This is a genomic window from Flavobacterium sp. KH_035 (assembly GCF_057839565.1).
Genome location: NZ_CM174492.1, coordinates 3,595,220 through 3,611,486, shown reverse-complemented (window position 1 = coordinate 3,611,486; position 16,267 = coordinate 3,595,220). Strand labels below are relative to the sequence as shown.

The following is a 16,267-nucleotide window of genomic DNA, read 5'->3' as shown; positions in this document are numbered from 1 at the left end:
ACACCAGCGTTTCTGCTGGTGTCTTTTTGAAATAATAAAGATGTACTACATCTCTCTGATATAAATTATTCTTCTTTATGGGTCTGGTTCCTGAAAACCAATTGCCCATCAAAAGCATCTAATAAAATGATACTGTCTGTTGTTATGTTTCCGGCCAAAATTTCTTTTGACAGCTGATTCAGTACTTCCCTTTGAACCACACGTTTTACCGGTCTTGCACCAAACTGAGGATCATAACCTTTGTCTGATAAATAAGCGATAGCTTCTGGTGTTGCATCCATCGTAATGCCTTGCAAGGCCAACATTTTTGTAACGCTCTTTAACTGTAAACCTACAATTTTAGAGATATTATCAACTGTTAAAGGCGTAAACATCACTATTTCATCAATACGGTTGATAAATTCCGGACGAACGGTTTGTTTCAGCAAGCCTAAAACTTCCACTTTTGCAGCCTCGGTCGCTGATTCGATACTTCCTTTTAAATTTTCAAACTTATCTTGTATAATCTGACTTCCCATGTTAGAAGTCATAATGATAATGGTGTTTTTAAAATCTGCCAAACGGCCTTTATTATCGGTTAAACGACCTTCGTCTAAAACCTGAAGCAAGATATTAAACGTATCAGGATGTGCTTTTTCAATCTCGTCCAACAAGATTACGGAATATGGTTTTCTACGAACCGCTTCGGTCAATTGACCTCCTTCATCATATCCCACATATCCCGGAGGTGCACCCACTAAACGACTCACACTGTGACGTTCCTGATATTCACTCATATCAATACGCGTCATGGCATTTTCGTCGTCAAAAAGATACTCAGCCAAAGCTTTTGCCAATTCCGTTTTACCAACTCCGGTAGTTCCTAAAAATAAGAACGTTCCAACAGGTTTTTTCATGTCCTGCAAACCGGCACGGCTTCTGCGTACGGCATCACTTACTGCTTCAATTGCTTCTTCCTGTCCCACAACACGTCTGTGCAATTCATCTTCCAGATGTAATAACTTTTCTCTTTCTGTCTGAAGCATTTTCATTACTGGAATTCCTGTCCATTTTGCTACAACTTCCGCAATATCTTCACGGGTTACTTCTTCTTTTATCAAGGAGTTACCAGACTGATATTCCTGTAATTGTTTTTGCAAAACTTCCAGACGTCCTTGTGCTTCTTTTACTTTTCCGTAACGAATTTCAGCTACTTTTCCATAATCACCGTCACGTTCAGCACGTTCAGCTTCATATTTAAAATCTTCTAATTCTAATTTTACGGCCTGAATTCCGTCAACAACATCTTTTTCTGATTTCCATTTTGCATAAATTTCGTTGCGTTCTTCTTTTAAGTTCGCCAAATCCATGCGTAGAATTTTCAGCTTGCTTTCTTCTTTTTCACGTTTAATCGCTTCAATCTCAATTTCCAACTGCATGATCTTACGATCTAAAACATCCAGTTCTTCTGGTTTTGAATTGATTTCCATACGGAGTTTTGAAGCTGCTTCGTCCATCAAATCAATGGCTTTGTCCGGTAAGAAACGATTGGTAATGTAACGTTGCGATAGTTCAACTGCGGCAATAATCGCCTCGTCTTTAATTTGAACTTTATGATGCGTTTCGTACTTTTCTTTAATTCCACGTAAAATCGAAATAGCGCTTTCGGTATCCGGTTCGTCAATTAAGATTTTTTGGAAACGACGTTCCAGCGCTTTGTCTTTCTCAAAATATTTTTGATATTCATCCAGAGTTGTTGCACCAATTGCTCTTAACTCACCACGAGCCAAAGCCGGTTTTAAGATATTGGCCGCATCCATTGCGCCTTCTCCTCCACCAGCACCTACAAGTGTGTGAATCTCGTCAATAAATAAAACGATATCTCCTTCTGCAGATGTAACTTCTTTTACTACCGCTTTCAAACGTTCTTCGAATTCTCCTTTAAATTTAGCACCTGCAATCAATGCTCCCATATCAAGTGAGAAAACGATCTTATCTTTTAAGTTTTCCGGCACATCACCGTCCACAATTCTATGTGCCAATCCCTCTGCAATAGCCGTTTTACCAACTCCTGGCTCTCCAATTAGCATTGGGTTATTTTTTGTTCTGCGCGTCAAAATCTGTAATACACGACGAATCTCTTCATCACGACCGATAACAGGATCAAGTTTTCCGGTACGCGCCAGTTCGTTCAGATTTTTAGCGTATTTGTTTAGTGAATTATAGGTTTCCTCAGCTGAAGCCGATGTTACTCTCTCACCTTTACGAAGTTCTTCGATAGCCGCTTTAAGGCCTTTTCCAGTAACACCCTGATCTTTTAAAATCTGAGAAACTTTGCTTTTTGAATCGAAAATAGCCAAAATTAAATGTTCGATAGAAACATATTCATCGTTCATTTTTTGTGCTATAATCTCCGCTTCATTCAGTGTTTTGTTTGCGTCTCTGGAAAGCAATATATCACCTCCGAAAACTTTTGGAAAGCTTTGAATTGTACTGTCTAATATTTGTAAAAACAACGGAACATTTACATTTAATTTTTTCAAAATAAACGGAGCCACATTTTCATCTACTTCAAAAATAGCTTTAAAAATGTGTTCGTTTTCTATCTGCTGTTGTCCGTTGCGTTGGGCCAATTGCTGTGACAGCTGAATGGCTTCCTGCGATTTAATTGTAAATTTATTTATGTTCATATGTATACGATTTAGGTTTGATTATTAGTTATTTAGTCTGATGTCCTTAAAATTACTATTTATTGAATTAATTTTTTAACTTTAAATACTCTAACTTTGCTTGAGAACATTCAAATTATATTCCATACTAAAAATACAGACAAAATGTCGCTTAAAATTAGTTTTTAGCTTATTTTTAACGTCAAAAAGTCATAAAACAAGTCAAATATGAGTTTTTTAAATTCAATCTTCGGAAATTCAGAGTCAACAGATGCTCCAAAAAGCAATGTAAATTGGACAGAATTAACCGATATTGCCCAATTAATGGAAATCGAAGCGATATCCAATGCAAAACCGGTAGTTATTTTTAAACACAGTACCAGATGCAGTATCAGCCGTATGGCCTTGAAACAATTTGAACGTGAATACGATTTAAAAGATACGGTAGACGCTTATTTCCTGGATTTAATTGCACACAGAGATATTTCGAATGAAATCGCGAGCAGATTCAATGTTTATCATGAATCTCCACAATTAATTTTAATCCGAAACGGAAAAGCTGTTTATGATGTTTCGCACAGCGATATTGATGCAGAGGCGTTGAAAAGTAAAATTTAGTCCTTGTGTGTGAAAAGTAAAACTATCTTATTCAAATTTTACTTTTCACATTTCACATATTACATATTAGAAATTTCCTTCAGATCCGCCACCACTGAAACCACCACCTCCAAAATCCATTGGAGAATCTGTTGGTTTAACTTCAGGTTTTAATCCAAAAGCAGAAGCAACAATTAAAGTTTCCGCGTTTAAAATGGCATTTGATGCATTAATTCTGTCCGGTTTAAAAGTTAAACCGCTTTCTTTGTCTTTCAATTTTCTGATGGAAAAATAGGCTATTACAAATAAAACTACTCCACCCAGTGTCAGTGCTACTTCTATTGGTAAAACCGAGTAATAAAACCGAATGGTGTAAACCGAAAAACCGATGGCTAAAAAACTGACCCACAACATGATTCGGTCTTTGTTTTTTAAAGCCTGAAACAAATAAACAACTGGTATAATAAAAGTAAAAGCATAAAAAAAGTAAGCAAACGGAATATCTTGTCCCGGAAGAACATCCGTTCCTAAAAGTTCTGAAGAAAGCTCTCTTACCACCAAATAATTACACGAAAGGTAAAATAGAATCAAGCAAAAGCTATTGGCCAACAAAAGTCCATTATAATGATAACTCTTTGTTAGATCTTGAATTGCTTTTTTGGTAAAAAAATAAAGCCCTACAGCAAACAGCATTGTAACAAATGGCAAAATGGCTTTTCCGGTATCTCCAAATTCAAATAGCCCAAAAAACAAAACAGCAGTTGAAGCAAAACAAAACACCAATATCGACAGCAAATTCAAATACCTACTATAAAGCAAGAACGAGATAACAGCAACAAAAATGGCAATCATCAGCTCATAACCTTCTGTTGTAATAGCAATAGCGAATCCTGTATTTAAAATAGCTCCCAAAATAAAAGCATCATCCAGTCCATGTCCATAATACTTTTGATTCGCTAAAAATTCTGCGCCACCTAAACCTACCAAAGCAAAAATATAGCAGCAGATTTTAAAAAAGGTATCCTCTCCGCTAAGTCCCAATAACGAAATTGCACCGCAAATGGAGAGGTATAAAAATGAGCCCAGCAGGAAAAATCCCAATCGGACCAATATGTTTTTTTGCCTTTTAAAAACGGTCAATTCTTTTTTAATCTGATCCTTTTGTTCCTTGCCTATAAAACCGGCTGAATGCAGAGAAGCAGCTTCCTCAATTAAAGCTAAATTATCTAATGCGCTTTTATCGTATACTATCATGCTGTAATTTCTTTATTGAATTTCTTAATCAGTTTAATGAACATTATGATGGAGCCAATAAAATACAATGGTAGAAGTAAAATAAGTAATTCCCAAACGTCCGAAAAGTCAATATGCTCAAAAATTCTAAACAGAATTATATTAAGACCAATATAGGCGTAGACGATTGTAAAAACATACAGCGAAATTGCTTTAAACTGATAACTGACCTTGTAAAAATAGTAGGAAGAACCGGCCAATAACACTGCAAAAAGCAACCAGATACCATCCTCATAATAACCTGTCAGATTATGAATTAGTGCAATACTTGTGATATGCAAAGCAAAGGTAAGATAGATGATACTGAAGTGTGTTTTTAACTGAATTCTCGAACTATAAACGGTCCACAAAACAAGCAGAATACCCAGCAGAATTGCTGAATAACTCAAATTTTGATCAGCATAGAAATTACTATTGTTGAATAAATCCCGTGGCGTAACCGAAAGCCCGACATAAGCCGCCAAACCAGTAATTCCGATTGTTAAAACACTTTTATTATCGAAGTAATAGGCACAAAAGAAACTAACCAGGGTTGGAATCAAGGTAGCCAGACCGTAATGTGTTCCGAAAGGCTTGTATTGAAATTGCAAATAACCAATAAAGATACAGGTAAGTATATTGGCCGCCAAAACTAAGTATTCTAAAACCGGATGCTCAAAAACCGTTTCTGTTTTTTGAAATCCTTTTGCGTTTTTAAAGCAAAAGTAAAAACAAACACCTATAACAATCAATAGTAAGGACAGAATCGCAATATGTCCGATTGTATCTATATTGTTGTAAATTAAAATTCCGATTCCTGAAGTAAATGATAGTACAGACAAGTACAGAAATAGCTTTAGTTCCGCATTTAGCGAAAAAATAGTCAAACTCCGATAGGAAGTTATTTCCTGATACTGCTTTTCGCTTACTAAATTTCTTTCTAAAAGCGCTTTAGTGGCTTGATCATCAAACTTATTCATAGTTACTTTTATAAAACTGTAAATCAAAAATAGTGTTTTTCTTTTATTTGTAAGATGATTATTGTAAAATGTGAAATGCTGGATGTGAGCTAAAAAACGAAATCCCGAATTTAAAAAATTCGGGATCTCGTTTTTTATCTATAGTAATTGAGATATTTTACTTTTCACATTTTACAATCAACATTTTACAATCAACATTTTACATCTCACATTTAACAATTAATAAGCTGCTTTCATTTTAACTTTGATAGCATCTAAACACAAATTATTGATACTGCCTTCGTGTGTGTGTTTGGTCTCTTTAGGAGATTGGTAGGTTCCTGCTTCCAACTGCTCGGCAACTGCTTTGTAAGCGTCTCTGAAAGGCATACCTGCCACTACCATTTCATTTAAAGTGTCTACTGTGAACAAATAATCGTATTTTTTGTCTTTTAGTATGTTGTCTTTTACGGTAATGTCTTTTACAGAAAAAATAGCAATATCCAAACACGCTTTTAAGTTTTGAATTGCAGGAAATAAACCTTCTTTTAAAAGTTGTAAATCTCTGTGATAGCCACTTGGCAAGTTATTGGTAATTAACGTAATTTCATACGGAAGTGCCTGAATCTTGTTACACTTTCCTCTGATTAATTCGAATACATCCGGGTTTTTCTTGTGAGGCATGATACTGGAACCTGTTGTAAGATGTGCCGGAAGACCAATAAAGTCAAAGTTCTGACTCATATACAAACAAACATCCATTGCAAATTTTGATAATGTACCCGCAACGCTTGTCATAGCAAAAGCTACAGTTTTCTCTGCTTTACCACGGCTCATTTGAGCTGCTACGGCATTGTATTTTAATGTTTCAAATCCTAGCTCCTGAGTCGTAAAGGTTCTGTTGATAGGAAACGAACTTCCATATCCTGCAGCTGATCCCAACGGATTCTGATCTACCACTTTTGAGGCTGCATTTAACATCGTGATATCATCAATTAAACTTTCAGCATAAGCAGAAAACCACATTCCGAATGACGATGGCATTGCGATCTGCAAATGTGTGTATCCCGGTAATAAAACATTTTGATGTTTCTCTGCCGATTCCATCAACAAATCAAATAGTGTTTTTACCTGTTCTTTTATTACTTTTACTTCGTCTTTTAAATACAAATGTACATCCACTAAAACCTGATCGTTTCGCGAACGTGCCGTATGGATTTTCTTCCCGGCATCGCCCAGTTTTATGGTGAGTAAATACTCTATTTTGGAGTGTACATCTTCAAAACTATCTTCTATTTCGAATTTTCCAATTGCAATATCTGCGATGATTTCATTTAACGCATCAACCAAAGAAGTGGTTTCTTCCTGAGTTAATAAACCAATTTGACCGAGCATTTTGGCATGGGCAATTGAACCTAAAGCATCATATTTTGCTAAAACTAAATCCAGTTCACGGTCGTTTCCTACAGTGAATTGTTCGATTTGTTTGTCTGTTGGTATTCCTTTTTCCCAAAGTTTCATAAGATGTATGTTTTTTGTTTCACAGAGCTACTCAAAGAGTCTCTGAGATTCACAAAGTTCTTGTTTTATTGTATGTTTCTTATTTCCTGATTGCCATAGCCCCGATAGTAGTGGAAATCCTTTTATTTTTTTCCTTTAAAAAAATAAAAGATTACTTCACTTAATTCTCATTTTAATCGGAGTTCAGTGAACTTCGTTTGGAACGGATAGCGGGAAATAGCTCCTAATTAATATTATAATTTAAAGAAATCAGTTAGTATTTTGATATACAAATCGACTCCTTCTTCGATTTCATTTACAAAAATAAATTCGTCAGCTGAATGTGAACGTAGTGTTTCTCCAGGCCCTAGTTTTAAGGACTGACAACTCAAAACAGATTGATCTGAAAGTGTTGGCGAACCATAAGTCGTTCTTCCTAAAGCGATTCCGGCTTGCACCAAGCCATGTGCAATCGGAATTGATGAAGCGTTAAGATGCATGGATCTTGGTGTTACTTCAGCATTTATGTTGGCTTTCACCACTTCCAGAATCTCCGTATTCGAATAACAGTCGGTTACGCGGATATCAACCACTAAATCACATTCAGACGGTACTACGTTGTGCTGTTTTCCTGCGCTGATTTGTGTTACAGTCATTTTTACGGGACCTAAAACATCAGAGATTTTATCGAATTTATAGTTTTTAAACCATTCCATTACAGGAATTGATTTGTAGATGGAATTATCATCGTTTTGATGTGCAGCATGGCTTGCGGTTCCTTTGACTTTTACATCTAGAACCAGCAACCCTTTTTCGGCAACAGCTAATTGCATTAAAGTAGGCTCACCAACGATAGCGCAATCTAATTCCGGCAAATGCTTTAAAACACTGTTTAAACCATTTTTTCCGCTACTTTCTTCTTCAGCAGAAGCTACAACAACAATATTATGTGATAAGTTTTGATTTTCGTAAAAATACACAAATGTGGCCAGTAATGAAACCAAGCATCCTCCGGCATCATTACTTCCTAAACCAAACAATTTCCCCTCTTTTTCGATGGCTTTAAACGGATCATTTGTATAAGCCTGATTGGGTTTTACGGTATCATGGTGTGAGTTTAATAAAAGTGTTGGTTTGTTTTCGTCGAAATACTTGTTGAAAGCCCACACATTATTGTTTTCTCTTTGAAATGGAATCTCGTTTTGATTGAACCAATTTTCGATTAAAAGGGCTGTTTGGTCTTCTTCACTTGAAAAGGAAGGAGTTTCGATAAGGCTTTTTAATAAATTAATTGCTTCCTGGGTAAGCGTTGCAATATTTTTCATAGTTATGGTTTCTTTGCCGTGAAGGCTCGAAGTCACAAAGTTTTTAATTGAATCTGTGACATTTTTAGTTTGCGCAAATTTCTTAAATTAATATTTAAAATGCTTTGCGCGGTGTTCTTTTTTTGTCACAGATTAACAGAATTTTCACAGATTTTCATCCTTTTAATCCGTTAATCTGTGGCTATAACTTTTATAACGTAATGGTGGTGTGCAGAACATTAGGATTTTGAAGCATTTTATGATGCCCAATTTTGATTTTCTGTACGCCTCTTGATAAACTGTTGAAGCAATTATCCAGTTTTGGAATCATTCCGGAATGGATTACTTTTTCAGCTTTTAGCTTATTATATAATGCTTCATTGATTTCGGTTATTACAGATGAATCATCTTCTGAATCTTGTAAAACTCCTTGTTTTTCGAAACAATAGGTTAGTGTAACATCAAAAACTTCAGACAAGGCAATGGACAATTCGCTTGCAATGGTATCGGCATTAGTGTTCAACAATTGTCCGTTTTTGTCGTGTGTTATCGCGCAAAAAACAGGAACAATTCCGGTTTCTAATAAGGTAGTCAACAATTTGGTGTTAACCCCTTTTACATCGCCTACGAAACCATAATCGATCGTAGGATGATTTCGTTTCACCGATTGTATCAGATTCCCGTCGGCTCCAGAAAAACCAATTGCATTATTATCTTTGGCTTGCAATTGCGCTACAATGTGCTTGTTGATTTGACCTGCGTAGATCATTACCACAACATCAAGCATCGGAGCATCTGTAATTCGGCGTCCATCAATCATTTGCGGCACCAAACCAATACTCTGTGCCATTTTTGTAGCCGATTTTCCGCCACCATGAACTAAAACTTTATGTCCTTCGATTTTAGAAAAATCGGTTAAGAATTGCTCTAATTCGTGTGGATTATCGATGATGTTTCCACCAATTTTTATTACTGAAACTTTTTCCATGAGGTTCTAAGTTGCTAAGGTACTAAGGAACTAAGATTTTTGTTCAACAGTTTCTCAGCATCTTAGAAACTTAGAACCTTAGTGCCTCAAAAAAATTATATTTTTTTAAGAATCTTCTGTAAAACTAATTGTGCCGAATAAGTTCTGTTATTTGCTTGCTGAATTACGATTGAATTTTCTCCGTCTAAAACTTCGTCACTTACAATTACGTTACGACGAACCGGAAGACAATGCATGAATTTTCCATTGTTCGTTAAAGCCATTTTTTCGGCCGTAACGGTCCAATTTGGATCTATGTTGGTTACTTTTCCGTAGTCGTTGAAGTTACTCCAGTTTTTCACGTAAACGAAATCGGCGTTTTCAAACGCTTTATCCTGATCGTATTCGATTTTACAGTCTTTTGTAATTTCAGGACTTAACTCATAACCTTCAGGGTGTGTGATTACAAAATCCATATCTTTTTGCATCTGCATCATTTCTACAAAGGAATTAGCAACAGCCTGAGGCAATGCTTTCGGATGAGGCGCCCATGAAAGTACTACTTTTGGTTTATGTTTAGTTTTGTATTCTTCCATTGTAATGGCATCCGCCAAAGACTGCATTGGATGGCGAACAGCGCTTTCCATATTCACGATTGGCACTGTTGCATGCTTTAAAAAGCCCGAAATTACTGTTTCGGCATAATCTTTTTCTTTATCTTCCAAACCGGCAAAAGCACGAATGGCAATAATATCACAATATTGAGATACTACTTCGGCAGCTTCTTTGATGTGTTCTGAAGCACCGGAATTCATAACAGCCCCATCTTCAAACTCTAAGGTCCAGCCCTCGTTGGTAAAATTCATTACCATAACATTCATTCCTAAGTTTAAAGCCGCTTTTTGAGTACTCAAACGCGTTCTTAAACTCGGATTAAAAAATAACATTCCTAAGGTTTTATTCTTCCCTAAGTTTTGATTTTTAAGTGGGTTCTTTTTGATTTTTAGCGCACTTTTTACCCATTTTGATAATGAGTCGATATCTTGTATTGAAATATAATTCATGTCTTTTTGATTTTTATTTGTTGTCTAAAATTAGACGCGGATTAAACTGATTCGCTTCGCGAAGACACAGATTAACGCGGATTTTTTATATTCTTAATTTTCTATTATTCTCAAATATTTTTCGTCTAAATTCTGGTTTTGTTTCAAAATTTAGAAGTAAACCTACTTCGCAGTCTGTGCCTTTTAAATAGTTTAAGATCTGATTTTCAAACTCCACTGCGATATAATCAGCTGCTTTTAATTCTAAAATAATTAAATCTTCCACTACTAAAACCGCATTTTCGCAAAGCGAATCCGCGTCATCTGCGTTCCACTACACGATTTTCGTAAAAGGAATTTCATCTTTTAATGCCCGCAGAATAAAATTATCATTTAATCCGTTTACGATCCAGGTTTCAATATTGGCTGCTTTTGCAATTGCGGCCGCTTCTATTTTTGACTGCATTCCTCCTGTTCCATGCGATGATTTTGATTCTCCAATTTCTTTTTCTAATACTTTTAAATCATGTACTAATGTAATCGTTTCAGGATTTTCATTGTGAATAGAATCTTTCGTATAGATTCCGTTTGTATTAGTGGCAATAATCAGAATATCAACATTTAGCAACACTGCTGTTAATGCTGCCAGCTTATCGTTATCTCCAAACTGTATCTCATCTGTAGCAACGGTATCATTTTCATTAATAATCGGAATATAGTTATTCTCGACTAAAACGTTTATGGTATTGACTATATTGACTTTAGACTGTTCTTTTTCGAAATCAGAATAGGACAATAAACATTGTGAAGTCAATAAACCTAAATCGCTGAAGTTTTCATGGAAAATCCGCATTAAATGGGGTTGACCAATTGAAGCTAGTGCTTGTTTAACTACAATTTCTTTTCCTTTACTTTCAAGCTTTACAAACTGCTTTGCTGCCGCGATTGCTCCGGAACTCACAATTACAAACTCGTAATTTTTGTTTAAAGCAGCAATCTGCATCCCGAGGTCTTCAATCTTTCCCCGCGAAATATGATTGGTTTCTTTGGTTAAGGTATTACTTCCAATTTTTAATAAAATCCGCTTTTTTGACATGCTGTATTTTTTTTACCGCAAAGGGCGCAAGGTTTTTTATATTGTTTGTGTTTACAAACGCTAAGTTCGCAAAGCTATCTTTCTATAAATTCCAATTTTATAAAATCCAAATTCCAAAAATCTAAAATCAGAACTCTAAAATCTAAAATTATCGTATTTGTCCTTCTCCGTACACGTACCATTTGTTGGTTACCAAATGTTGTAAACCAATAGGCCCTCTTTGGTGCAATTTATCGGTGCTTATCGCTAATTCTCCTCCTAAACCAAATTGTCCTCCATCTGTAAAACGGGTTGAAGCATTTTGATAAACAGCGGCGGTATCAACAGCATCCATAAATTCCTGCGCTGCTTTGTCGTCTCTCGTAATAATTACTGCCGAATGCCCTCCACAATATTTATTTATTTTCTCAATTGCATTTTCTTCAGAATCGATGGAACCTATTACTATTTTATAATCCAGAAATTCTTCGTACCAGATATCTTCGTTTTGAAGTGTTTCTGTATCTTCAAAGCTTTTTAAAGATTCATCGACGATTACTTCTACATTAGATTCTTTTAAAGTCTCGATCAAAATAGCTGTAAAACCTTCAAAATTGGGCAACTTAGAATCTATTAAAACCTTATCGACCGCATTACAAGCCGATATTTTAGAGGTTTTGGCATTTAAAATTATTTTCAAAGCCAAATCCGTATCTGCTTTTTCATGAACGTAAACAAAGTTATTTCCTCGTCCGCTTACAATAACCGGGCAAGTAGCATGAGCTTTTACAAACTCTATTAGTTTTTCTCCTCCTCGGGGAACAATTAAATCTACTTTTTGAGTTGGTTTTTCTAAAAAAGCCTGAGTTTCTGTACGATTAAAATTCAAATACTCCACCCATTCTTTCGAAACTCCATTATCTTCTAAAGCCTGGTGCCACAAATTCACAATTTTCAAATTCGATTCTAAAGCTTCTTTTCCTCCTTTTAATAAAATCTTATTTCCGGATTTAAATGCAATTCCTCCAGCTTCAATTGTAACATCCGGGCGGGATTCGTAAATGATTAAGATCGTTCCGAAAGCGGCTGTTTTATTAATCACTTTTATACCATTATCATGAACAAAATGAAAGCGCTCTACTCCAACAGGATCTTCTTGCGAAGCCAGTTGGTTGAGAGATAAAATCATCTCATCTACTTTTTTATCATCTACTTTCAGTCGTTCTTCCATCGCTAAATCTGAACCGTCGTAGTCAGCAAGATCTTCCTGATTGGTCAAGATAATCTGATTCCGTTCTAGCTCAACCAGCTTTGCCATAGACCGCAAAACCAAATTGCGTTTTTCAATTGATAATGGATTCATAATTTATAGTGGGTTGGTTGTTTTTGGTTTGTTTTCAAACTCAAATTGAGAGCTCTAAACCCGACAGGTTTTTATTTGATGAGAATTAGTTTTTTAATTCTTCTAAACTTTCTTTTAAAGCTTTTACAAACGTATCAATATCAGCTTTCTTTACTGTAAGCGGTGGTAAAATTCTAAGTAGATTTTTGTTGTTGGCGCTTCCTGTAAAAATGTGTTTTTCGATGATTAGTTTTTTTCTTAAAGCCGCAACATCAAAATCAAACTCTACTCCAAGCATTAAACCTTTTCCTTTTACTTGTTTGATGCCTTCTACTTCTTTAATTTTTTCTAAGAAATATTCATAAACTTCGTTCACATTTTTCTGTAAATCTAGTTTTTCAATTACATCTAAAACCGCAATTCCCGCAGCACAAGATAAATGGCTTCCTCCGAAAGTAGTTCCTAATAATCCAAAACTTGCTTCAAATTTTGGCGAGATTAAAATAGCCCCTATCGGAAATCCGTTCCCCATTCCTTTTGCTACCGAAATAATATCAGCGTTGATTCCGTGATGCTGGAACGCGAAGAATTTTCCACTTCTTCCGTATCCTGATTGCACTTCGTCTAAAATCAAGACCACATCATGTTTTTTACACGTTTTTTCTAAAGCCTGAAAAAAATCGGTTGTCCCCTCGTCTAAACCTCCAACTCCCTGAATTCCTTCAATAATTACCGCTGTAACATCACCTTTGGCCAGTTCTGCTTCAACTAATTCGATTTGATTTAATGGTAAAAAAGTAACTTCCTGCTGTGCATTAATTGGCGCTATGATCTTCTTATTATCGGTAACTGCAACTGCCGCAGAAGTTCTTCCGTGGAAAGAATTATCAAAAGCAACAACTCTTGATTTTCCGTTATGAAAAGAAGCTAATTTTAAAGCGTTTTCATTGGCTTCAGCACCAGAACTGCATAAAAACAATTCATAATCTTCTAATCCTGAAAGCTTTCCTAATTTCTGAGCCAGTTCTACCTGTAATGGATTCTGAATAGCGTTGGAATAAAATCCTAAATGATCTAATTGATCTTTTAATTTGGCTACATAATCCGGTTGTGTATGTCCAATCGAGATCACTCCATGTCCGCTATATAAGTCTAAATATTCTACTCCGTTATTATCTGTAATGGTACAATCTACTGCTTTTACAGGGGTTATATCGTAAAGTGGGTATACGTTGAATAAGTTCATTTTTGTTTATTATTAAAAGATTTAAAAATCGAAGAATTTAAAGATTTCTGCATTAAATAAATTATAAGATTAATTTTTCAATCTTGTAATTATTTAATCTTTCAATTTTCTCTAAAATCCGCTTGGTTTCAAATGTAAACCGGTGGTTTCTTCTAATCCGAACATTAAATTCATATTTTGAATAGCTTGTCCAGAAGCACCTTTGGTTAAATTATCAATAATTGAAGTGATCAAAATCCGGTTTCCTTTTTTCAATAAACTAATGATACATTTGTTCGTTTGAACGACTTGTTTCATATTGATGTTTGTCGTTGTCACGGTAACAAAAGGTTCATTTTTATAGAACTCTTCGTATTTAGCAACTGTTTGCTCCAGACTCTCATCAGAAATTGTATATAAAGTAGCGAAAATTCCTCTTGGAAAATCTCCTCTGTTCGGAATAAAAAGCAATTCACTCTCAAAATCTTCCTGCAACTGAACCAGACTCTTTCCAATTTCACCTAAATGCTGATGTTCAAAAGCCTTATAATGAGACATATTATTGTTTCTCCAGCTAAAATGTGAGGTTTCTGAAAGCCCTACACCCGCTCCGGTACTTCCGGTTGTTGCATTAATATGTACATCATTAAGCAGCAGATTGCTTTTTGCTAAAGGCAGCAAAGCCAATTGGATCGCTGTAGCAAAACAACCTGGATTTGCAATGTAATTTGCTTTTTTGATCGCTGCTTTATTTAATTCCGGCAAGCCGTATATAAAATCTTTTCCTTCAAAATGAGCATCTTTGTTTAATCTGAAATCATTTCCTAAATCAATGATTTTCGTGTGGCTTGCAAATTGATTTTCCTTTAGAAATGAAATAGATTTTCCATGTCCAAGACACAAAAACACCACATTTACATTTGGATTTACAACATCCGTAAAGTTCATTGCAATATCTCCCATCAAATCGTGATGTGCCACAGAAAGTGGTTTTCCGGCATTTGTAGTACTGTAAACGAAATCTATGTTTACATTGGGGTGATACATTAAAATTCTAATGAGTTCTCCGGCTGTATAGCCCGAACCACCAATTATTCCAACATTAATCATGATCTAAATGGTTTACAGATGAAAATATGTTTTGAGCATTACCTAAAATCTTAATAAATCCTTTTGCATCGTCAGATGTCCACGCATTATTCATTTCCCCATATTGACCAAAGCCTGTATTCATTAAATCGTTATTAGATTCAATACCGTCAAGTGAAAAATGATAGGGTTTCAATGAAACTGTTACAGTTCCATTAACTGTTTTTTGAGTATCCTGCAAAAAGGTTTCGATGTTACGCATCACCGGATCCAAAAACTGACCTTCGTGAAACAACATTCCGTACCAGTTTCCTAATTGTTCTTTCCAGTATTGCTGCCATTTACCAAGCGTATGTTTCTCCAGTAAATGATGTGCTTTGATGATAATTAACGGTGCAGCAGCCTCAAAACCAACTCTTCCTTTAATTCCGATAATAGTATCCCCTACGTGAATATCTCTTCCAATAGCATAAGCATTTGCCAGTTTTTCAAGTTTGACAATATTTTTCTCAGGAACATCTTTCTTTCCATTTAATGCCACCAGTTCTCCCTGCTCAAAATGCAACGTCACCTTTTCTTCTCCTTCTTTTTGCAATTGAGAAGGATAAGCTTCACTTGGCAACGGCTCACTTGATGTTAGAGTTTCTTTACCTCCAACGCTGGTACCCCAAAGTCCTTTATTGATCGAATATTGTGCTTTTTCCCAAGAATAATGAACACCATTTTTAGACAAATAATCTACTTCTTCCTGTCTGGAAAGTTTTAAATCTCTTATTGGTGTAATAATTTCAATTTCAGGAGCAATAGTTTGAAAAATCAAATCAAAACGAATCTGATCATTCCCCGCACCTGTACTCCCGTGTGCAATCGCATTTGCCCCTACTTTTTTAGCATATTTAATCGCTTCGATTGCCTGAAAAACACGCTCAGCACTCACTGATAAAGGATATGTATTATTCTTTAATACGTTTCCAAAAATCAAGTACTTTATAGCTTTATCATAATATTTGTCAACTATTGTAAGGTTAGCATGTTGTGCACTCCCTAGCTCATAAGCTCTTTTTTCGATAGCTGATAATTCTTCTTCATCAAATCCTCCTGTATCTACAAGAACAGTGTGAACTTCGTATCCTTTTTCATTTTTTAAATATTTCAAACAATACGAGGTATCTAATCCTCCACTATAAGCTAATACAACTTTTTTCATTTTTTTATAATTTAGGCTAATACTTTCGTATATAGCAAG

Annotated in this window: 14 protein-coding genes; 1 reads left to right on the top strand and 13 read right to left on the bottom strand. The window is 35.4% G+C overall.

Annotation, left to right across the window (positions count from 1 at the left end):
* Positions 1 to 65 precede the first annotated feature (65 nt).
* Positions 66 to 2,669, bottom strand: a complete 2,604-nt coding sequence (gene clpB, locus AC3IS6_RS14865; protein WP_489160445.1) for an ATP-dependent chaperone ClpB — start codon at positions 2,667 to 2,669, stop codon at positions 66 to 68.
* Between the two features lie 207 nt (positions 2,670 to 2,876).
* Between clpB and ytxJ the strand changes: the two genes are divergently transcribed.
* Positions 2,877 to 3,266 (top strand): bacillithiol system redox-active protein YtxJ, encoded by a 390-nt coding sequence (gene ytxJ / locus AC3IS6_RS14860; RefSeq protein WP_489160443.1) that lies wholly within the window; start codon positions 2,877 to 2,879, stop codon positions 3,264 to 3,266.
* Positions 3,267 to 3,332: 66 nt separating this feature from the next.
* Here ytxJ and AC3IS6_RS14855 read toward each other — a convergent pair whose 3' ends face one another.
* The 12 genes from AC3IS6_RS14855 to AC3IS6_RS14800 form a co-directional block, all read right to left on the bottom strand.
* Positions 3,333 to 4,499 carry a hypothetical protein gene (locus tag AC3IS6_RS14855; protein ID WP_489160441.1) on the bottom strand — a complete coding sequence of 389 codons (1,167 nt, stop codon included), beginning with the start codon at positions 4,497 to 4,499 and terminating at the stop codon, positions 3,333 to 3,335.
* On the bottom strand, positions 4,496 to 5,497 hold the full coding sequence (locus AC3IS6_RS14850) for a DUF2157 domain-containing protein (RefSeq protein WP_489160439.1): 1,002 nt from the start codon (positions 5,495 to 5,497) through the stop codon (positions 4,496 to 4,498). Before AC3IS6_RS14850 ends, AC3IS6_RS14855 begins: the two co-directional genes overlap by 4 nt.
* A gap of 219 nt (positions 5,498 to 5,716) precedes the next feature.
* Positions 5,717 to 6,997 carry an argininosuccinate lyase gene (argH, locus tag AC3IS6_RS14845; RefSeq protein WP_489160437.1) on the bottom strand — a complete coding sequence of 427 codons (1,281 nt, stop codon included), beginning with the start codon at positions 6,995 to 6,997 and terminating at the stop codon, positions 5,717 to 5,719.
* A gap of 233 nt (positions 6,998 to 7,230) precedes the next feature.
* Entirely contained in the window at positions 7,231 to 8,301 is a 1,071-nt protein-coding gene (locus AC3IS6_RS14840; protein WP_489160435.1) for a M20 family metallo-hydrolase, read from the bottom strand.
* Positions 8,302 to 8,491: 190 nt separating this feature from the next.
* Positions 8,492 to 9,268 carry an acetylglutamate kinase gene (argB, locus tag AC3IS6_RS14835; protein WP_489160433.1) on the bottom strand — a complete coding sequence of 259 codons (777 nt, stop codon included), beginning with the start codon at positions 9,266 to 9,268 and terminating at the stop codon, positions 8,492 to 8,494.
* A 95-nt stretch (positions 9,269 to 9,363) separates the two neighbouring features.
* Positions 9,364 to 10,311: an N-acetylornithine carbamoyltransferase gene (locus AC3IS6_RS14830; protein ID WP_489160431.1), complete on the bottom strand. Its 948-nt coding sequence runs from the start codon at positions 10,309 to 10,311 to the stop codon at positions 9,364 to 9,366.
* Between the two features lie 85 nt (positions 10,312 to 10,396).
* On the bottom strand, positions 10,397 to 10,576 hold the full coding sequence (locus AC3IS6_RS14825) for a GxxExxY protein (RefSeq protein ID WP_489160429.1): 180 nt from the start codon (positions 10,574 to 10,576) through the stop codon (positions 10,397 to 10,399).
* A gap of 48 nt (positions 10,577 to 10,624) precedes the next feature.
* Complete coding sequence (gene proB / locus AC3IS6_RS14820) at positions 10,625 to 11,386, bottom strand: glutamate 5-kinase (protein WP_489160427.1); 762 nt, start codon at positions 11,384 to 11,386, stop codon at positions 10,625 to 10,627.
* Between the two features lie 148 nt (positions 11,387 to 11,534).
* A complete protein-coding gene (locus tag AC3IS6_RS14815) occupies positions 11,535 to 12,728 on the bottom strand; it encodes a glutamate-5-semialdehyde dehydrogenase (RefSeq protein ID WP_489160425.1) in 1,194 nt (397 codons plus the stop codon).
* A gap of 85 nt (positions 12,729 to 12,813) precedes the next feature.
* Positions 12,814 to 13,953: an aspartate aminotransferase family protein gene (locus tag AC3IS6_RS14810; RefSeq protein WP_489160424.1), complete on the bottom strand. Its 1,140-nt coding sequence runs from the start codon at positions 13,951 to 13,953 to the stop codon at positions 12,814 to 12,816.
* Between the two features lie 111 nt (positions 13,954 to 14,064).
* Positions 14,065 to 15,042 (bottom strand): N-acetyl-gamma-glutamyl-phosphate reductase, encoded by a 978-nt coding sequence (argC, locus tag AC3IS6_RS14805; protein ID WP_489160422.1) that lies wholly within the window; start codon positions 15,040 to 15,042, stop codon positions 14,065 to 14,067.
* Entirely contained in the window at positions 15,035 to 16,228 is a 1,194-nt protein-coding gene (locus tag AC3IS6_RS14800) for an argininosuccinate synthase (RefSeq protein ID WP_173968212.1), read from the bottom strand. The genes argC and AC3IS6_RS14800 overlap by 8 nt, the downstream gene beginning before the upstream one ends.
* Between the last annotated feature and the right edge of the window lie 39 nt (positions 16,229 to 16,267).